This is a genomic window from Streptomyces sp. NPDC003247 (assembly GCF_042888135.1).
GTDB lineage: Bacteria > Actinomycetota > Actinomycetes > Streptomycetales > Streptomycetaceae > Streptomyces.
In genome coordinates this window covers 485,795-504,363 of sequence record NZ_JBIAPF010000006.1, presented here as the reverse complement: position 1 = coordinate 504,363, position 18,569 = coordinate 485,795, and the positions used below count along the sequence as shown (strand labels likewise).

The window sequence follows — 18,569 nt, the reverse complement described above, 5'->3', positions numbered from 1 at the left end:
CGGACAGCACGTCTCACCCGGTGGTTAGGTCGTACGTTGGACGCTCACCAGACGGCGGGCCAGGAGCCGGAGCCGCCCCCGAGGGCGGTCGGGCACGCGGACGTACTGCGCGAGCTGCTGCCGGTCGCCCTGTGGCGGGAGGACGCGGACGGGCACGTCGTGGAGTGGTCGCCGGCCGCCCAGGACCTGCTGGGACACCGGTCCGAGGACGTCCTGGGCCGGCCCGCGTCGGCCCTGCTGGTACCCGAGGGCGACCGGGAACTCGCCGACCGGCTCAGCCGCCGCGTCCGCGCCGGGGAGACCGTCGGCGGGACGCTGTCCGCGCGCCACCGGGACGGCCGGCAGGTGACGATGGAGACGTGGATCCTCCCGGCCGCCGACGCGCGGGGACGGGCCGGGACCCTGCTGATCGCCGTGGAGACCTCCCAGGTCCTGCGCATGCGCGACTCGCTGGCGGCCCTGGAGAGCCTCTTCGGCCAGTCGCCCATCGGCCTGGCCACCCTCGGCACCGACCTGCGCTTCCTGCGCGTCAATGACGCTCTCGCCCGGATGAGCGGCATCTCCGTCGCCGCACACCTGGGCAGACGGCTGACGGAGCTCGTACCCGGCGCCGATGCCGCCGGGATGGAGGCGACGATGCGGGAGGTCCTGGAGCGGGGCACCGCCGTCGTCGACATCCGCCGCACCGGTCGCCTCTCGGCCCACGCCGACGACGACCGCACCTGGTCGTGCTCCTACGCCCCGCTCTTCGACGGCGCCGGCCGCACGCTGGGGCTGATCGCCTCCCTCATCGACATCACGGAGAGCCGGCGCGCCGAGACCGACGCCGAGCGCGCCAGGCGCCGCTTCGCCCTCCTGGCGGAGGCCGGCACCCGCATCGGCACCACCCTGGACCTGCGGCGGACCGCGGAGGAGATCGTGCAGATGCTGGTGCCCCAGCTCGCCGACTCCGCCGACGTGCAGCTCCTCGAGGAGGTCATCGACCCCGACGAGTCCGCCGCCTCCACCCACGGCGTGGTCCGGCGCATGGCCGCGCGGTTCCCCGACCCCGCCGCCCCGACGGCGAAGCTCCAGCCGGGCATGACGTCCCGGATCCCGCGCGGCTCCCTGTACGAGCGGGTCATCGCCGACGGACGTCCCACGAACCTGTACCGCTCCGACGTCCCGGCGCTGGTCACCGACCCGCGCGCCGACCAGCTGCGCGCCTACCTAGTGACGCTCGGCTCCGCGAGGCTGATCCCCCTGGTGGCGCGGGGCAGGGTGCTCGGCGCGGTCATCGTGACCCGGCTGCGCGGCCGTGAGCCCTTCGACGAGCAGGACTGCGTGCTCATCGACGAACTGACGGCCCGCGCCGCCCTGAACATCGACAACGCCCTCCTGTACACCCGCCGGCACGCGGCCGCCCTCACCCTGCAACGCAGCCTCACCAACAGCGCCCTGCCCGACGTCCACGGCCTCGACCTGACCGGGCGTTACCTGCCCGCCAGCCAGGACGACGTCGGCGGCGACTGGTTCGACGCCATCCCGCTGCCCGGGGGCAGGACCGGACTGGTCATCGGGGACGTCATGGGGCACGGCATCCGCGCCGCGGCGGCCATGGGGCAACTGCGCACGGCGGTACGCACGCTCGCCCGGCACGACATCCATCCGGCACGCATGCTGGCCTCGCTGGACGACGTCGTGGCCGACATGGGGGTGGACGAGATGGCGACCTGCGTCTACGCCGTCCACGATCCCGCGTCCGGCGGCTGCCTGGTCGCCAGAGCCGGCCACCCCCCACCGGCCGTGGTGGCCCCGGACGGGGCGGTCACCTTCCTCGACGGCCCGCCGGGCACCCCGCTGGGCACCGGGGTGCGGGAGTTCCGCACCGAAGAGGTCCCGCTGCCCCCGGGCAGCCTGCTGGTCCTGTACACGGACGGACTCGTCGAGGCCCGTGACCGTGACCTCGACCAGGGGCTCGACCGGCTCGCACGCGCCCTGGAGACCCCCGCGCCGTCCCTGTCGGCACTCTGTGACGGCGTCCTCGGCCGGATGCTGCCCCACCCCGCACCGGACGACGTCGCGGTACTCATGGCCAGGCCGCGGGACCCCGCGCCGGGCGTCCCGCGATAACCCCTTCCGCGGGACGCCCCCCACGCCCTGGCCTTCCGCATGATTTGACGGCGAAGGCCGCCCGGTCGAAGGCGCGCTCCCCACGGCGTACACGGCGTCGAGGACCACACCGGACGCCCGCCCCCGGCGCCGCCGGGTGCGCGAAAGCGCCCGGGCCGCCGGGCCGCCGGGCCCCCGGGCCGCGGCGGCCCGGTGGTCGGACGCCGCTCCTGTGGCCCGGTCGGACACCGCCGCCCCGCCGGCCGGTCGGATACCGTCCCCGCCGCCCCGCCGCCCCGCCGCCCCGCCGCCCCGCCGCCCCGCCGGCCGGTCGGCTCCAGACACAGCCCGGCGGAACGTACGCAGTCGGCCACCCGACGGCCGTGCCGCCGTCGGGAGATCGGCTCGTAGGGGCGCCGGCCGGCACCCTACGTATCCGTCGGGCCGTCGGGCCGTCAGGCCCTGCCGCCCCGCCCTGCGTCCGGCTTCACGAGCGCACGGAACTCGGACCACCGCACCGCGGGCCGGGGCAGACCGCGGCGTTCCAGATACCGGTCTGTGGCCCGCTTCGTCCGCCGGAGCACCCGCAGCGCGTCGCTCGGCCGTCCCGAGCCCATCGGCTGCACCACCTTGGCGGGCACCAGGGACCAGCCCGCACCGGTCCGCTCCAGCTCACCGCGGACGAGCGCGTTCTCCATGCGGTTGAGCCGCTCGTCGTGCCGGTGCACCAGCAGCGACGCCGGGCCGGGCGCCACGGCGCAGTCGGACGGCACCTCCACCGCGAAACCGGCGTCCCCCGGCACCGGACGGGTCCGGGCGAGCACGGGCGCCCCGGACGCGTCGCGGGCGGCGAGGACCGCGGTGGGGTAACGGGCGAGCTGAGCGGCCCCGGGCAGCGCTCCACCCTCGTCCGGGCCCGGGGACGTGTGCTCGGACGTGTGCCCGGACGAGGGTGGAGCGAGCGCGGGACGCACGATCACCTGCTCGGGCGTGACGGTGATGAGCAGCCGCAGATAGTACCAGTCCATCAGCCACCGCAGGGGAGGGGAGAGGTACGACCGGCTGTGCGGCTGCCGCTCGAACAGCATCCGCCAGTAGTCCTCGGCGCCCTGAGGGCCCGTCATGATCTCGTCGGGGCACTCGGCCCGGCCGCCGACGTAGATCTGCGGGGCGTGGTCGAGACCGCTGCCGGTCGGGTCGGAGAAGAGCAGCGCGACGCGTCCGTCCCGGCGGACGTTCAGCGCCTTCTGCGCGAACGCCAGGGACGTGGTCAGCAGGAGGGTCCCGTCCGCGCGGCGCGACACCGCCGCCGGCCAGGCCAGAGGGGTGCCGTCCCGGCCGAGCGTGACGAACTCGCAGGTGCGGTAGGCGTCGAGGACGTCGAGCGGGGCGGAGTCGAGTAGGGTCACCGTCCCGCCTCCGCGTCCAGCGGGCCCCGCACGGCGCGGCAGGCCGCGGCGTACTGACGCCTGCCGACGGCCCGCCACAGCAGCCGGCCGGCCAGCGGTGCCTTGCCGAGGAAGTAGGCCCGCTCCTCGGGCGTGGCCTCCTCTAGGAGCGCGCCGAGGGCGAGCATGAGCTTGTTCCGGGGGACGGTCTCCAGCCCGCGGCGTCCGACCGCGTCCCACTCGGCGACGGACAGGTGCTCGGCGACGAGGGGGAGGACCATCCGCTCCTCGTCGTCGAGGTGGTCGAGGAGCACACGGCGGTGCTCGTCCAGCGCCAGGGCGAGTTCCTCCCCGGCGACACAGTCAGCCGTCCGCCGCCACGCGGGCACCCACTCGGTGACGGCCGCCAGACTGTGGTCGATGCGTTCGTGCTGCTCCTCCATCCGCACGATCAGCCCGTCGTCCGCGGCGCGCGCACGCAGCAGTGGCCAGATCAATTCGTCCTCCACGGTGTGGTGGTGGTGCAGACCCGTCAGGTACTCGTCAAGGTACGCCGCGACCTCGGCGGCGCGCACCGAACCGCCGTCCGGTACGGCGCGTACGAGGCGGGGGAGGAGGGCCGACTCACGGCGGAAGACCCGGTGGACCACGACCATCTCGTGGGTGTACGGACGGCCGGTGACCGCACGTTCGAAAGCCGTACTACTGGGGGACACGCTTGCTTGCTCCAACAACGGTTCGGACAGGACATGAGGCGCCAACGGTGCGGCCGGCCGCTTGGGGAACGCTTGGCGCCGCACTTGGCGCCCCGCGCGCAGCCTTGGCAAGGGCGTTCACCGTCTGTCGAGGGGGGCCGGTCCGCCCCTGGCCGCTGGAGCCGGAGCGGCCTCCGCGCACCCCGGTGACCGTCCTCGTCAGCTCCGGGTGACGTCCGTCCGGGGGGGCCGCGTGCCGGGCCGCCCGCTCGTACGGCGGGAAAGGTACGGCCACCGTGTCACGGACGTCGCGCGGCGCCCCGGCGCGGCCGCGGGGGAGCACCGTGCCCAGCCAGCCCAGCAGGAAGCCGAGGGGGATGGTGACGGCTCCGGTGGTGGCGAGGGGCAGCCAGTTGATGTCATGTCCGGGCAGGACGGCGTCGGGCGTGCCGGAGACGAGGCTCGTGGCGGGGAAGAGGAGCAGTACGCCCGCCGTGCCGCCGATCAGGGTCCACAGCAGTCCCGTCCGGTTGTAGCGGGACCAGAAAAGGGAGGAGAGCAGCGCGGGTGCGATCACCGATGCGCCCAGGGACATGGACAGCATGCTCAGCGCGTGCAGGCTGCGGTGCTGGACGGGGATGGCGAGCGCGACGGCCACGACCCCCACGCCCAGCGCGGCGGCGCGCGCGGTCCGGATCTCCCGGCGCGGCGTGGCGGGGGTGCCGTCCCGCGGGGTGAACACGTCGTGCGCCAGCGTGCCCGCGCAGGCCAGGATCATCCCGGCGACGGAGGCGAGCAGCGTCAGGAACAGCGCCGTCGTCACGCCGGTGAGGAGCAGGGCCTCCACCAGCGTGCCGCCCTGGCCCAGCGCCGCACGGGCGGCCAGCAGATAGGCGGTGTCGCCCTGGGGATCGGCGGCCCGGATCGCCGGGCCGCCCACGAGCGCCGCGGCGCCGAACGCGAACACCACGATGATCAGGACCGACAGGGCGACCAGGGAGACCGCCCACGCCATGGACCGGCGGACCTGGCGCGCGCTGCGGGCGCCGTACAGCCGCATGGTGATGTGGGGCAGGCAGGCCGAGCCGAGCGCGAGCGTCACGGTGGTCGCGACCATGTCCAGGCGGGGGTGGGTCCCCGTGGCGAACTGGAGCCCGGGCCGCAGGTACGCCTCCGGGGCGACGGAACGCCTCGCCGCGGCGTCCAGCAGGGCGCCGGCGTCGTAGTCGAAGCGGCGCAGCAGCAGCACGCTCACGACCAGACCGGAGCCGATCAGCGTGACCATCTTGAGGACCTGCACGAAGGCGGTGCCCTGCATGCCCCCGATGGCCGCGTAGCTGATCATCAGCAGACCGAGGGCGACGATGCACCCGGTGCCGGCCACGGACCCCTCTAACCCGAGCAGGAAGGCCACCAGATCTCCGCAGGCGGCCAACTGGACCAGCATCAGGGGCATGAGGGCGACGACGGTGACGACGGCCGTCGTGACGCGCGGGGAACGGCCCGGCATGCGGCGGGTGAGGGCGTCCCCCATCGTGAAGCGTCCGCTGCCGCGCAGGGGTTCGGCCAGGACGGCCATCAGCAGGGCGAGGGAGACCGAGGTGGCCAGGGCCAGGACGATGCCGTCGTACCCGGCGAGGGCGATGACGCCCCCCGTGCCGAGGACCGTGGCCGCCGAGATGTAGTCACCGGCGATCGCCAGGCCGTTGCGCAGGGGGGAGAACCGTCCGTAACCGGTGTAGAACTCCTCCAGGCTCTCGCTGTCCGGGCCGGAGATCACGCACAGCATGAGCGTGACGGTGACGATCGCGGTGAACGCCATCAGCGCGAGGCTCTGGAGGGAGGTTCCGCCGCTGTTCACCGCGGTTCACCGCCGCGGACCGCGTCGTCCGCCGGCGCCGGCGGGGCATCGCCCCCGCGACGGGCGGCGCGCTCGAACCACCACAGGACGCCCGCCATGAAGGGCAGTTGCGCCAGCCCCGCCGGCACGCCCACGGGCGGCCCGTCACCGGTGACGGGCCGGGACATCGGACCGGGCGCCCAGGCCGACAGCAGCAGGAACGCGAGGAACGTCCCGCCCGTCAGCACGGCCGCCGTACGACGGGGTCCGCGCAAGGCGGCGTACGGCGGTCCCGCGGGACGCCGGCCGGCATCCGTGGACCGTCCGGTGGGGCTGCTCTCCAGACCATGCTCGACTCTCTCGTGGCGTCGTTCGGGAGTGTCCGGCCCGCGCGGAAAGCCTGGGCAGGGGAAGCCGCGCTCCCTCGGGCGTCCTGGCCGACGACAGCGTCACCGGACGGTGACCGCTGGTGAGTCTGGGGCACGGGGGAGGGCGACGGCGCCCCGAACACGGCACCACGTGCCCCGGGAACAGTCCCGCGTGGGCAGATCTGTGCCCTCGCACAACGGCATCCCACCGGGCGGGGCGGGGGACCGGGCATCCCACCGGGCGGGGCGGGGGACCGGGCGGGCCGCCGCACTGCGCCATCCGTGTACAGCAATCACCTCAGTGGCGGTGTGTCGCTGCCGTGCGACGTCACCTCCGGCTGCGGGCAGCCAGGATGGCGGCGGACGCACGCACGGCGCGGACGAGCCGCGATCACGGGAGAAGCACGCTTTGAGCATCGTCAACGAACCTCAGGGTGCCGCGGCACCAGGGTCCCACTACGAGGACGAGCTGCCGGTCCGGCGCCAACGCCGCGGCGAGGTCGTCATCAAGTGGCTCAGCACCACGGACCACAAGACGATCGGCACGCTGTACCTCTCGACGTCGTTCGTGTTCTTCCTCATCGGCGGCGTGATGGCGCTGGTCATCCGCGCCGAACTGGCCCGGCCGGGCATCCAGATCGTCTCCAACGAGCAGTACAACCAGGCGTTCACGATGCACGGCACCGTGATGCTGCTGATGTTCGCCACCCCGCTGTTCGCCGGATTCACCAACTGGATCATGCCGTTGCAGATCGGCGCGCCCGACGTGGCGTTCCCGCGGCTGAACATCTTCGCCTACTGGCTCTACCTGTTCGGCTCGCTGGTCGCCGTCGCCGGCTTCCTCACCCCGTCGGGCGCGGCCGACTTCGGCTGGTTCGCCTACTCCCCGCTGTCGGACGCGGTCCGCACCCCCAACGTCGGCGCCGATCTGTGGATCATGGGCCTGGCCTTCTCCGGCTTCGGCACGATCCTCGGCGCGGTCAACTTCATCACCACGATCATCTGCATGCGCGCCCCCGGCATGACCATGTTCCGCATGCCGATCTTCGTGTGGAACGTCCTGCTGACCAGTGTCCTGGTCCTGCTGGCCTTCCCGGTCCTCGCGGCCGCGCTGTTCGCCCTGGAGGCGGACCGCAAGTTCGGCGCCCACGTCTTCGACGCGGCCAACGGCGGCCCGCTGCTGTGGCAGCACCTCTTCTGGTTCTTCGGACACCCGGAGGTGTACATCATCGCCCTGCCGTTCTTCGGCATCATCACGGAAGTCATCCCGGTCTTCGCCCGCAAGCCGATCTTCGGCTACATGGGCCTGGTCGCCGCGACGATCGCGATCGCCGGCCTCTCCGTGACGGTGTGGGCGCACCACATGTACGTCACCGGCGGTGTGCTGCTGCCGTTCTTCGCCTTCATGACGTTCCTCATCGCCGTCCCGACCGGGGTGAAGTTCTTCAACTGGATCGGCACGATGTGGAAGGGCTCGCTGTCCTTCGAGACCCCGATGCTGTGGGCCGCGGGCTTCCTGGTGACGTTCCTCTTCGGCGGTCTGACCGGGGTGATCCTGGCGTCGCCGCCGATGGACTTCCACGTCTCCGACTCGTACTTCGTGGTGGCGCACTTCCACTACGTCGTCTTCGGCACCGTCGTCTTCGCGATGTTCTCCGGCTTCCACTTCTGGTGGCCGAAGTTCACCGGCAAGCTCCTCGACGAGCGCCTCGGCAAGATCACCTTCTGGACGCTGTTCGTCGGCTTCCACGGCACCTTCCTGGTCCAGCACTGGCTGGGTGCCGAGGGCATGCCCCGCCGGTACGCCGACTACCTGGCCGCCGACGGCTTCACCGCCCTGAACACGATCTCCTCGATCGGCTCCTTCCTGCTCGGCCTGTCGATGCTCCCGTTCCTCTACAACGTCTGGAAGACGGCCAAGTACGGCAAGCCGGTCGGCGTCGACGACCCGTGGGGCTACGGCCGCTCCCTGGAGTGGGCGACCTCCTGCCCGCCGCCGCGGCACAACTTCCACGCCCTGCCGCGCATCCGCAGCGAATCCCCGGCGTTCGACCTGCACCACCCCGACATGGCGCTGGCCGAGGCCGAGGCCCAGCAGGTCCACTGACGAACGACGAGGGGACGCAGGTGAGCGAGCCGTCGTACCGGCAGGCCGGGAGCACCGGTCTCGGCGAAGAGGTCGAGGGGTATCTCCTGTGGCAGGCCACGATCGCGGAGGCGGAACGACGAGCGCGCGAGTTCGTCCGCCCCCTGGAGTGGACCACCACCGCACAGCGCATCGAGATCGAGCAGCACTACGTCACCGACCGGCTCGACCGCGCCCGCGAGGACCTGGAGAGGATCGCGAACCGGTGCGTGTCCCTGCGCGGTGAGTACGAGCGGCGCTACCGGACGCTGCGGCTGCGCTGCGTGGGCTGGACGGTCGCCGCGAGCGCCTGCTGCGCCGCCACCGGCGCCCTGTCCCTGCTGTGGCCCCACTGACGCGTGCGCGGGCCGCCGCCGGGCCCTCGGCGCCCGGCGTACAGCGGAGCCGCGTCGACGCCGACGCCGACGCGTACGCAGGGACGGTGAGTTGACCGGTCCTCGCTCGACCGCCGCCGCGGGAAGCGTCGTCGGTGGGGCCTGCCAGGATGTGCCGCATGCCGAACCGCCAGGAGTTCGTGGAAGCAGCGCGCGCCCGTGACGTCCCGCGGGAGGCCGTCGACGAGATCCTGCGGTGCCTGCGGCCGTGCGTCATCGTGAACAGGGACGGGAAGGGCGAGCCCGTGGGCGGGTGGCACGGGAAGGACGAGACGGCGATCGTCCTCGACTGCACCGCTCTGCCGACCTGTGCCTGCAACTCGGCGGATCACTGCTCCGTATGCCGCAGGACCCCCCGGAACTCGCCCTGATCGACCTCGACGACGACTGGAACTGGGAGTTCACCGAAGAGGTGCGGCGGAAGGCGTCCGTCTGGAAGCTCTTCGCCCAGCTGCGCCTGCCCTGCGTGCTGTAGCGGGCGGTTCCGGCCTTCCGGTACTGGAGCTTGACCGTCTGCCCGGCGAACCCGTGGTACTTCAGGTCCTCCCAGTCGGCTCGCGACAGCTTGCCGGTGACCGTGAGCTTCGCGCCCTTGGCGACCGGCTCGGGGGTCGCGTCCGTGGTGAGCTTCGAGGCTCGCTCGACCCTGTACAGGGCGAGTGAGCCGGAGATCCGGTAGTCGCCGTCGTGCGCCTTGACGGTGGCGTTCACGGTCCAGACACCGGCGACCTTGTTCGTGTCGATGTCGTCACCGGCCGCGATCCAGGCCGGGTCGGCCGACATGGTCGCCGTACACACCGACGTGGTCGAGGACTTCTTCCGGCACGTGGTGCCGGTCCAGCTGTGAGCCGACCGGCGGGCTGGTGGGCGCGCCGAATCGGTGAGTCGATCGGTGAGTCGGTCGGTGACCCGAACAGCCGGGTCGATCAACGCTCGCCGAGGCTGCACACGAGAGCGCACGGGACGCCCCTGATATGCGCCGCGAGCGCCCCGAGACGCACGGCCGGGCAGGGGCCGCCCTCGCCGGGTCCCCGAGGGTGGTCCTGCAACCGTGTCATGCCTCGAAGCGACAGCACCCGACCGCGCCCCGCGTGGTCGTTCAGCGAGTACGAGCCCGTCGGCACCGACCTGGGCAGTCCCGCCGCGGTCGCCGCCTACGACCGCGACCAGGGCACCGACGCGGACGCCGACGACGCGCTGCTCGACCGTCTCGGCGTCACCGCGGGCACCCGCCTGGTCGACCTGGCCTGCGGCACCGGCTCCCTGGTCGTCCAGGCCGCCCGCCGCGGCGCGGACGCCCACGGTGTGCGCGCCCACCGCTGCAACGGCACCAGGTGCCGGGCGGTCAGCGTCCGGTGGAAGTCCTGGCGGACGCGGTCCCCCGCCCCGTCCGGCAGGTCGAAGTCGGGGCGGGGGAGGGGGCCGGGCGCCCAGTAGGTGTCGGGGCCCGTGTCGCGGCCCTGCACGAACAGCAGTGGCAGGTGCACCACCAGGTCGTATCCGCGGCGTTCCCGGAACTCGGCGAGCATCTCCCAGGTCCAGAACAGGGACGTCTCGCATGCGAGGGAGTCCTCGAAGAAGTGGTTGCCGACCGTGCGGAGGAGGTCCTGGTTCTCCGGTCCGATCTGCTCGCGCTCGATGTACTCGGTCACCGGGTGCCCCTGTCGTCGGCGGCCTCGGAGTGCCGGACGGCGTCCGGCGGGCATCGCACCGCGAGCGCGCCCGGGGCTTCGGGACTGGTGGTTCACGCGGTCCCCGGCGCCCGGTGGCCGAGCAGACTCCGACGACCGTTGTCATCCATCCCCCCCGGAGGTGCCGATGTCCGGCCCCGTCAGAAGAAAAGCGGCCCCATGCCGCCGCACATGGTCGTCGATCCGACGGTCGGTGGTGCGGTCGGTGGTCGTCGCGGGCGTTCTGCTGCTGTCAGCCGCCGGCCTGGCCGTCACACCGGCCGCGGCCGCCGACGCGCCCGTCGTCACGACCCGGTACGGGCAGGTGCAGGGGGAGGCGGACGCGACCGCCACCTCCTACCTCGGCATCCCGTACGCCGCTCCACCGGTCGGCCCCCTGCGCTGGAAGCCGCCCGCCCCTCCCGCGCGCTGGTGGGGAGTCCGGGACGCCACCACCCCGGGCGACCCCTGCGTGCAGCGCATCCAGTCCAGCCCCTGGGGCAACCTCGCGGGACCCGGCACACCCAGTGAGGACTGCCTGTACCTGAACGTCCACACCCCCACCCAGCGGTCCCTCCACGAGCGACCGGTGATGGTGTGGATCCACGGGGGCGGCTTCACCGTCGGCTCCGGCACGTTCTACGACGGCGGCAACCTGGCCGCCCGGGGCGACGTGGTCGTCGTCACCCTCAACTACCGGCTGGGCGCCTTCGGCTACTTGGCCCACCCGGACCTGGCCCAGGAGTCACCGCAGGGAACGTCCGGCAACTACGGACTGCTCGACCAGCAGGCCGCCCTGCGCTGGGTGCGGGACAACATCGCGGCGTTCGGCGGCGACCCCGGCAACGTGACGATCTTCGGCGAGTCCGCGGGAGGCGGCAGCGTCTGCCACCACCTGGTCTCGCCCCGCACGACCGGCCTGTTCGACCGGGCCATCGCCCAGTCCGGCTGCGGTTTCCCCCTGCCCACCCAGGAGTCGCAGCAGAACAACGGCCAGGCCTGGGCGGACTCCCTGGGCTGCGCGGACGCCGCCTGCCTGCGCGCCAAGAGCGCGGACGAACTGCTCACCGCCTCGGCCGCGCCCACCGCCCGCTGGGTGCCCAACGTCGACGGCACGGTTCTTCCCCTCCAGGTGCCGGACGCCCTGGAGAGCGGACGCTTCCACCACGTTCCCGTCCTCCAGGGCACCACCGCCGACGAGGGCCGGCTCACGGTGGCGACCACCTACGACCTGGCCGGCCGGCAGCTCACCGCCGCGGGCTACCCGGTCGCGGTCCGCGCCCTCCACGGCGAACGAGCCGACGAGATCCTGGCCCGCTATCCGCTGTCGGACCACGGCACGCCCGCCGAGGCCCTGGGCGCGGTCCTCACGGACTCCCAGTTCGCCTGTCTCCAGTCCCGCACCGCACGCCTGATGGCCGATCACACCCGTTCCTACCAGTACGAGTTCGCCGACCGCCACGCCATGGACTACCTGAACCTGCCGATCAGCTTCCCGATCGGCGCTCCCCACGGCTCGGAGATCCGGTACGTCTTCGGCGGCGTCTCCGGCACCCCGGCCCAGAACGCCCTGTCGGACAGCATGCTCACCTACTGGACCACCTTCGCCAGGACCGGCATCCCGTACGCCGTGAACGCGCCACGCTGGGACCTCTTCCCGCGGGTGCAGGTCCTCGCCCCGGAGGCGATCACCTCGGTGGACACCTTCCCGGAGGACCACCAGTGCGACCTGTGGAACCGGGCCACCTCCTGACGGCCCGTACGACGGCCAATACGACGGCCCGTACGAGCGCGCCCCCACGACGGCCCGTACGACGGTCCCCACGACGGCCCGTCCGGCTGCCTGCACCATCGTCCGTACGACGGATCTGCTGAGGCAGGCGCACTTGCGCGGCGGGTGCTGAGGCCGACCGCCGCCGCACAAGCCGGGGCCGTGCAGGTGGAACCGTCCTGCACGGCCCCACCCTCGCGGGTGCGGACGAGGAACTCCCTGTGGGCTTCGCGACCAGCGGCCCGGCGCCCGCCGATGCCGACCGGTGCCGCCTGGTGCAGCCCGGTGCCGCCCGGTTCAGAAGAGCAGGCTCACCGCCTGTCCCACCGTCATGAAGAGCCCGAGCAGCAGGACGGGCACCCCGAACAGGACGATCCTCGAAGTGCCGGGCGCGCAGGAGGACATCACCGTCGAGGACGTGACGGCCACCGTCGTCCACACGGCCGTACCCCGCGACGGCCGGGCCACGTTCGCCAGTGACGACACCACGCTGAACGCGGTCTTCGACCTGATGCAGCGCTCTGCGCTGTACTCGGTGCAGGAGACCTTCGTGGACACCCCCACCCGCGAACAGGGCCAGTTCCTGCACGACACGGTCAACATCTCCTACGCGCTGATGGCGACGTCGGGCGACCGGGCGGCCTCCCGCCAGGCGATGCGGGAGTTCGTCCAGAGCCAGGCGCGGTACTGGACGAGCGGCAACGACGCCGGCCGGTACAACGCCGTCTACCCCGACGGCGACGGCAAGCGGGACATCCCCGACTTCACGGAGACGATGCCCAACTGGATCCTGCGGTACTACCAGGAGACCGGCGACCGGGCCCTGCTCGACGCGTACTCCCCGGCCGTCGCCGCGACCGCCGGCTACGTACGCCGCCACATCGCGACCACCGGCGCCACCGAGGGCCTGGTCACCCGGCTCGGCGGAGGAACGGGCCAGTACCAGTACGGCATCGTCGACTGGCCGGCGGCCGGCCGTTTCGGCTACGACATGAGCACCGCCGCACGCACCACCGTCAACGCGCTCGGCGTGGACGTGCTGCGCACGACGGGAGCCGTCGCACGCATCGTGGGCCGCCCCGAGGCCGAGGCGGCGGGCTGCACCGCGGACGCCGACGCCCTCGTCGCGCGGATGAACGCCACGCTGCGCACAGCAGACGGAACGTACGTCGACGGCCTGCTGGCCGACGGCACCCAGAGCGGTCACGCCGGGCAGCACGCCTCGTCGTACGCCCTCGCCTTCGGGGTCGTGCCCGCTGCCGAACGCGCGGACCTGGCGGCCAGGGTGGGGGACCTGGGCATGCGGCAGGGACCGATGACGGCCCACTGGCTGCTGCGCGGCCTCGCCGACGGGGGCGACTACGCGGCCGTCCGCGCCCTGCTGACCGACGCCGAGGACAACGGCTGGGCCCGTATCGTGGCCCGCGGCGGCACCTTCACCTGGGAATCCTGGAACGACGACGGGGACAGCCTCTCCCACGGCTGGGGCGCGCAGGCGGCCGTCGACGTCCAGGAGTCGGTGCTGGGCATCGAGACCACGGCCCCCGGCGGCAAGGAGGTGCGCCTGAGCATCCCCGACACGGGCCTGTCGCACGCGGCGGGCACCCGGCCCACCCAGTACGGCACCGTCGGTTCGGACTGGACGGCCGACGGTGACGACGTCTCCCTGACGGCCACCGTCCCGGTGAACACCTCAGCCGTGGTGGAGCTGCCGGCCACCGGGGCAGTCCGGTACGCCGTGCACGGCCCCGGCGGCGCGACGGCCGAACCGCTCGGCACCGGCGACGGACTCGTGCGCTACCGCGTCGGCTCCGGCCGGTGGACCTTCAGCACCTCCGCCACCGGTCTCTGACCGAGCCCGCGCGCCCCGGCACCGAGCCGCCCGACGGCTCGGTGCCGGGACCACCGTCACTCAGGGGGCCGGCTCGCGCCGCATGAAGACGTCCACCGGATCCTCGGCCTCGACGGTGAACCCGTGCCGCTCGTACAGCCGTCGGGCCGGACTGCCCCGCAGCACGTTCAGCCGGACGGGGACACCGTCGCGGTCGCACCGCTCCAGCAGCCCGCGCAGCACACCCGAACCGATACCGCCGCCCTGGAGACGGGGGGCCAGGTAGAAGTGCTCCAGCCAGTGGGAATCCGCGGCCGGTCGCAGCGCCACGCAGCCGGCGAACGCGCCGCCGACCTCGATCACCCAGGTGTGGGCCGGGTCGAACCCGTCGCGCAGCCGCTGCCGCACCCGCCGCGCGTCGTACCGCCCGAGCCGCTCCAGATCCGCCCGCAGCACCGTCGCCCGCAACTCGGCCACCGCCTCGACGTCCGACGCCGACGCGGGCCGGACACCCCACGCCACCATGATCGTCACACTACCCGCGCCGCCCGGCGTTCCGGCGTGCTGCCCGTCAGCCGGTTCAGAGGCCCGCGACCTTGGAGGTGGCCGTCAGTTCGTAGACCAGGGTGACGGTGCGGTGGCCGCCGGGCGGGAGGGGGAGGTCCCAGCGGGCGATGCCGTCGGCGTCGACGGTGTCGGGTGCGGGGGAGCAGGCCTCCTTGCGGAGGCGTACCTGCACCGCCGCGACCTCGGAGACCGGGATCCGCTCCCGCAGGGTGATCACCCGGTCGTCGTGCTCGTCCGGGCCGGAGAAGCGGGACAGGTCCAGCCGGACCGTGCGGGTGAGCACGGTCCGCTGGGTGAGGCCGGTGGTGTCGCGGGTCTCCTCGGTGTGGCGGACCACCCGGTGGTCGTCGCAGCTGCCGAAGGCGAGTTCGACGGGGGCGCCGGGGGCGGTGAAGGCCAGCGTGCCGCGTCCGCTGAAGCCGCTGCCCCGGACGAGGTCCACGGGCCCGGCGAGCAGGGCGTGACCGGACCGGTTGTCGAACCGCGCAGTCCGCGTGACCAGCGGGGACAGCTCGGGCGAGCAGGCGTACTCGCTGCGCGCGGCCGTGGTGAAGGAGGAGAGCGGCACACGGTGGGCGCGGCCGTCCGCGGGCACGGAGACCGGCGCGGGGGAGTGCAGCACCCGTACCTCGCCGCCGTCGTCCACGCCCGGCAGGCCGAGCACCGGGGCCGGGCCCAGGTCCGCGATCTCCTCCTCGCGCAGCTCGACGTCGACCGTGCGGCGCTCCTCGGGGGACCGGTCCTCCAGCGTCAGCCGGTCCTGGTCCAGCCGCGGCGGATCGGTGGCCAGCGACGAGCGGGCCGTCGACAGCGTCAGCCGTACGTCCGACCAGTCCTCGCCGGTGCGCTGCCAGAGCATCGCGTCGGTCTCCAGCGTCAGGGAGTCCCCGTCGAGGACGGCCCGGTAGGCGGGCCGCCACAGCGCACAGGGCGTGAGGTGGGTCAGACGCAGCCCGACCGGTCCGGCGGCCGCGGTCTCCACGGTCAGCTCGACGTGGCCGACCAGCTCGGCGGGCTCCTGCTCACTGAGGGCGATGGCCCGCTGCACCTCGGCGAGTTCGACGGCGACGGCGGCCGACCGGGCCTCCACGGCGCGCAGTCGCTCCCCGTGGGCGTCGCGCTCGGCGTCCACCCGGTCCAGTTCGCGGGCCCAGCGGGCCCCGTCGCTCTCACCGGAGCCGGCGCCCTCGCCGATCTCCCGCAGCAGATCGGCGGCGAGCCGGCCCAGCGCGTCGAGGCGGGCGCGCAGCCGGTCCCGCCGCTGTTCCAGGGCGGTCCGCTCCTCTTCGAGCGCCGCCACCCGGTGGCGCAGTGCGGAGTCGACCTCGGTGGGCGGCTGCGGCCCGCGCGGCGTCCAGGCACGGACGATCCGCACGTCGAGCACGGTCGCCGGGTGGTCGGCGGTCAGCTCGGCGTGGACGGTGCGGTCGACGGCCAGCGCGCTGACCGGTCCGAGGCGCAGCCGCTGCACGCCGGCCGCGAGGTCGAGCACGACGGCGCGCTCGACGTGGGCGCGGTCCTCCAGGCAGGTGACGGCGGTGACGGGGAGGGCGATCGGCTTCGGGGCCGTGGACATGGGGTGCGTCAGCTCCTGCGGTTGCCGCCGACCAGGGCCTTGCCGGCCGGGATGCGGATCTCGTAGCCGCCGTCGAGGGCGGCGGTGCCGCCGGCGGGCAGGTCCACCCGCCAGACACGGGTGCCCGGCGCGTGGTGCTCCGGCCCGGGGGCGTCCCCGGGTGCCGTCCAGTCGGACCGTTCCTCGATCCGCACGTCCGGTTCCGAGGTGACCGGCGCCCGTTCGCGGACCTCGACGGTGACGGGCCCGGCGAGCCGGTTGGCCAGCTCCACGTGGACCCGGTGGTCCAGCACGGTGGTGTTGTTGCGCAGGCCCGAGGTCGACTCGTGCAGGTTCGTGCGGCGGGTGACCCGGATGCCCTCGGCCGGCCCGAGCCCCACCCGGCACACACCGCCGGGGGCCAGCGTGGGCAGTGCGGCGGTCAGCAGGAAGTCGTCGTCGACGGTGACCTCCACCGGGCCGGCCAGCAGGGCCTGGCCGGTGGCGTTGGAGAGCACCAGCGTCGCGTACACGGTCTGCTCCACGGACGGCACGCAGAGGTACTCGGTGCGCAGACCGACCGGGATCTCGCCGACGGTGACGGTGTGCCAGGTGCCGTCCGACGGGATGTCGGCGCGCGCGACGGCGTCGAAGCGGTGGTCGAAGGAACCCGCCGACTCGCGGGGCCGCACGGCGTGCCCGGGCAGCGGCAGCGCGGCCACCGACGCGGCGCGGCGGCGGTGCTCGGCCGCCACCGGGTCGAAGGGGGAGTCGGGGAACAGCCGGCCCCGGCGACCGCCCTGCTCGTCGGGGCCGCTCAGGACGAGGGTGGTGTAGTCGAGTTCGGCGCCGCTCGGCTGCGGCGGACCGGCCACCGGTGCCGGAGCCGGTGCGGCAGGCGGGGGCGGCGCGGCTCCGAAGGGAGCCGCGGGTGCCATCGCGGCGGGAGCCGCGAACGGGCCGCCGCCGGCGCGCGCCTTGCCGGCCCGCTGGGGCCGGAGCGGCGGCGGGGGCGCCGCGAGGTCGGGCGCCTCCCCGGCGAAGGGCGCCGGCGGGGCGCCGAGCACGCCGCCGGGCACCGGGAGCACGCCGGCCGGGCCGCCGTAGCCCTGCGGTGCCGACGGCGCGGGCGGTGGCGGCGGCGGAACGGGAGCGGACGCGGGGCCGCCCGCGGCGGCCACGGGCACGGGAGCCGCACCGGCCACGACGGCGTCGCGCGCGGGGGCCGTCACGGGGCGGGGGCCCGCCGCGTCGTACCCGGCGAACAGGTCGGCGAGCCCCGCCGGCGGCTCGCGCCAGCCGGAAGAGGCGGGGGCGGGCTGGCGGCGCCCGATCCGGACCGAGCGGAGCCTCGGCAGGTCGGTGGCGCGCCGCAGGTCGGCGGTGGCCAGGGCGACGCGGACGCCGGTCCAGTCCTCGCCGGTGCGCTGGGCGACCGAGGCGCGCAGCACCAGACGGCCGCCGCTGTCGCCCCGGCGGTGGAAGAGGCGGTAGGCCGGGACCCAGACGGCACCCGGCACCCCGTACTCCAGCTCCAGCTCCACCTCCGTGCCCTCGGCGCCGTCGAGGGCCACGACCGCGGAGACCGTGGTCTCCACCTGTGCCGACGGCGCGTCGGTGGAGGCGCGGGCCAGCCGGTCCAGGGCGACGGTCAGCTCGTGCTCGACGCGGCGCAGTGCCTCCTCCAGTCCGACGAGCCGGCTGTGGAGTCCCGTCAGCCGCTCGTCGACGAAGTCGGCCAGCTCCAGCCACGCGTCGACGGGGGTGCGGCGGTGCGGGTCGTCCTTGCGGCGGGGCGGCGGCACCGGACGGAGGGCCCTGACCTCCTCGATCAGGCTCAGCTGTCGGTCCCGGCGGCCCCGCGCCGCCGCGCACTCGTCCCGCAGCCGCTCCACCTCGCGCCGCAGCCCGTCGGGCGCGCCGGTGTCGTACGGTTCGGCCTCGACCTCGATGCGGGCCTCGGTGACGCGCACCCCGGGGGCGCCCAGGGCACGGGCCCGCAGGGAGCCCGGGTCCAGTGAGCGGGGCAGTCCCGTCACGCGCACCCGGCCGTCCGCGGGCACGCTGCCGCGGGCCAGGCGGCGGCAGAGCGCGCCCTGCGCGTACACCACGACCGCATCGAGGACCGACCCCCACCGCTGTGCCGCCTCGGCCGTCGCCATGTGCTCCACCCCCGCCGTGTCCGTGCTGACCGAAGCCTACGCCCGGACGGCCCGCGCGTCCGCGCCGATTCCCGATCTTCCCGCCACGGACGGCTGCGAGGGTGTTTTGCG

The 18,569-nt window shown here is 74.0% G+C and carries 15 protein-coding genes; 7 read left to right on the top strand and 8 right to left on the bottom strand.

The features are described 5' to 3' along the window. Positions 1–36 precede the first annotated feature (36 nt). Positions 37–2,112, top strand: coding sequence for a SpoIIE family protein phosphatase (locus ACFYWQ_RS23035; protein WP_389518739.1), 2,076 nt, complete (start codon positions 37–39; stop codon positions 2,110–2,112). Between the two features lie 434 nt (positions 2,113–2,546). On the opposite strand, the gene ACFYWQ_RS23030 is transcribed toward ACFYWQ_RS23035, so the two are convergent. From ACFYWQ_RS23030 to ACFYWQ_RS23015, 4 genes are read right to left on the bottom strand one after another with little or no spacing between them, the layout of a single operon-like run. Continuing rightward, on the bottom strand, positions 2,547–3,500 hold the full coding sequence (locus ACFYWQ_RS23030; protein ID WP_389518738.1) for a pyridoxamine 5'-phosphate oxidase family protein: 954 nt from the start codon (positions 3,498–3,500) through the stop codon (positions 2,547–2,549). After that, positions 3,497–4,195, bottom strand: coding sequence for a hemerythrin domain-containing protein (locus ACFYWQ_RS23025; protein WP_389518737.1), 699 nt, complete (start codon positions 4,193–4,195; stop codon positions 3,497–3,499). Before ACFYWQ_RS23025 ends, ACFYWQ_RS23030 begins: the two co-directional genes overlap by 4 nt. After that, entirely contained in the window at positions 4,182–5,996 is a 1,815-nt protein-coding gene (locus ACFYWQ_RS23020) for a cation acetate symporter (protein ID WP_389518831.1), read from the bottom strand. Before ACFYWQ_RS23020 ends, ACFYWQ_RS23025 begins: the two co-directional genes overlap by 14 nt. A 35-nt stretch (positions 5,997–6,031) precedes the next feature. Then, a complete protein-coding gene (locus ACFYWQ_RS23015) occupies positions 6,032–6,289 on the bottom strand; it encodes a DUF485 domain-containing protein (RefSeq protein ID WP_389518736.1) in 258 nt (85 codons plus the stop codon). Between the two features lie 502 nt (positions 6,290–6,791). Between ACFYWQ_RS23015 and ctaD the strand changes: the two genes are divergently transcribed. The 4 genes from ctaD (at position 6,792) to ACFYWQ_RS22995 (ending at position 9,377) form a co-directional block, all read left to right on the top strand. Beyond that, the gene (ctaD, locus tag ACFYWQ_RS23010) at positions 6,792–8,489 is read left to right on the top strand and encodes a cytochrome c oxidase subunit I (RefSeq protein WP_389518735.1); all 1,698 of its coding nucleotides are present in this window, start codon (positions 6,792–6,794) and stop codon (positions 8,487–8,489) included. Between the two features lie 20 nt (positions 8,490–8,509). After that, positions 8,510–8,863: a cytochrome C oxidase subunit I gene (locus ACFYWQ_RS23005; protein WP_389518734.1), complete on the top strand. Its 354-nt coding sequence runs from the start codon at positions 8,510–8,512 to the stop codon at positions 8,861–8,863. Between the two features lie 158 nt (positions 8,864–9,021). Continuing rightward, a complete protein-coding gene (locus tag ACFYWQ_RS23000) occupies positions 9,022–9,273 on the top strand; it encodes a hypothetical protein (RefSeq protein WP_389518733.1) in 252 nt (83 codons plus the stop codon). Beyond that, on the top strand, positions 9,243–9,377 hold the full coding sequence (locus ACFYWQ_RS22995) for a hypothetical protein (protein WP_389518732.1): 135 nt from the start codon (positions 9,243–9,245) through the stop codon (positions 9,375–9,377). Before ACFYWQ_RS23000 ends, ACFYWQ_RS22995 begins: the two co-directional genes overlap by 31 nt. A gap of 679 nt (positions 9,378–10,056) precedes the next feature. Here ACFYWQ_RS22995 and ACFYWQ_RS22990 read toward each other — a convergent pair. Further along, entirely contained in the window at positions 10,057–10,554 is a 498-nt protein-coding gene (locus ACFYWQ_RS22990; RefSeq protein ID WP_389518731.1) for a hypothetical protein, read from the bottom strand. A 232-nt stretch (positions 10,555–10,786) separates the two neighbouring features. On the opposite strand from ACFYWQ_RS22990, the gene ACFYWQ_RS22985 reads away from it, so the two are divergent. Continuing rightward, a complete protein-coding gene (locus tag ACFYWQ_RS22985; protein WP_389518730.1) occupies positions 10,787–12,325 on the top strand; it encodes a carboxylesterase/lipase family protein in 1,539 nt (512 codons plus the stop codon). Between the two features lie 349 nt (positions 12,326–12,674). Further along, entirely contained in the window at positions 12,675–14,195 is a 1,521-nt protein-coding gene (locus ACFYWQ_RS22980) for an alpha-L-rhamnosidase C-terminal domain-containing protein (RefSeq protein ID WP_389518729.1), read from the top strand. A gap of 60 nt (positions 14,196–14,255) precedes the next feature. On the opposite strand, the gene ACFYWQ_RS22975 is transcribed toward ACFYWQ_RS22980, so the two are convergent. The 3 genes from ACFYWQ_RS22975 to ACFYWQ_RS22965 are packed head-to-tail and all read right to left on the bottom strand — an operon-like array spanning position 14,256 to position 18,458. Further along, a complete protein-coding gene (locus ACFYWQ_RS22975; protein WP_389518728.1) occupies positions 14,256–14,699 on the bottom strand; it encodes a GNAT family N-acetyltransferase in 444 nt (147 codons plus the stop codon). A gap of 55 nt (positions 14,700–14,754) precedes the next feature. Then, positions 14,755–16,317, bottom strand: coding sequence for a mucoidy inhibitor MuiA family protein (locus ACFYWQ_RS22970; protein WP_389518727.1), 1,563 nt, complete (start codon positions 16,315–16,317; stop codon positions 14,755–14,757). Between the two features lie 8 nt (positions 16,318–16,325). Further along, entirely contained in the window at positions 16,326–18,458 is a 2,133-nt protein-coding gene (locus ACFYWQ_RS22965) for a DUF4139 domain-containing protein (RefSeq protein WP_389518726.1), read from the bottom strand. Positions 18,459–18,569 lie beyond the last annotated feature (111 nt).

Excerpts from the sequence above, each read along its gene's own strand:
- ACFYWQ_RS23020 (WP_389518831.1), bottom strand. The coding sequence starts at position 5,996 with ATGGCGTTCACCGCGATCGTCACCGTCACGCTCATGCTGTGCGTGATC.
- ACFYWQ_RS23000 (WP_389518733.1), top strand. The coding sequence starts at position 9,022 with ATGCCGAACCGCCAGGAGTTCGTGGAAGCAGCGCGCGCCCGTGACGTC.
- ACFYWQ_RS22995 (WP_389518732.1), top strand. The coding sequence starts at position 9,243 with ATGCCGCAGGACCCCCCGGAACTCGCCCTGATCGACCTCGACGACGAC.
- ACFYWQ_RS22980 (WP_389518729.1), top strand. The coding sequence starts at position 12,675 with ATGAAGAGCCCGAGCAGCAGGACGGGCACCCCGAACAGGACGATCCTC.
- ACFYWQ_RS22975 (WP_389518728.1), bottom strand. The coding sequence starts at position 14,699 with ATGGTGGCGTGGGGTGTCCGGCCCGCGTCGGCGTCGGACGTCGAGGCG.
- ACFYWQ_RS22970 (WP_389518727.1), bottom strand. The coding sequence starts at position 16,317 with ATGTCCACGGCCCCGAAGCCGATCGCCCTCCCCGTCACCGCCGTCACC.
- ACFYWQ_RS22965 (WP_389518726.1), bottom strand. The coding sequence starts at position 18,458 with ATGGCGACGGCCGAGGCGGCACAGCGGTGGGGGTCGGTCCTCGATGCG.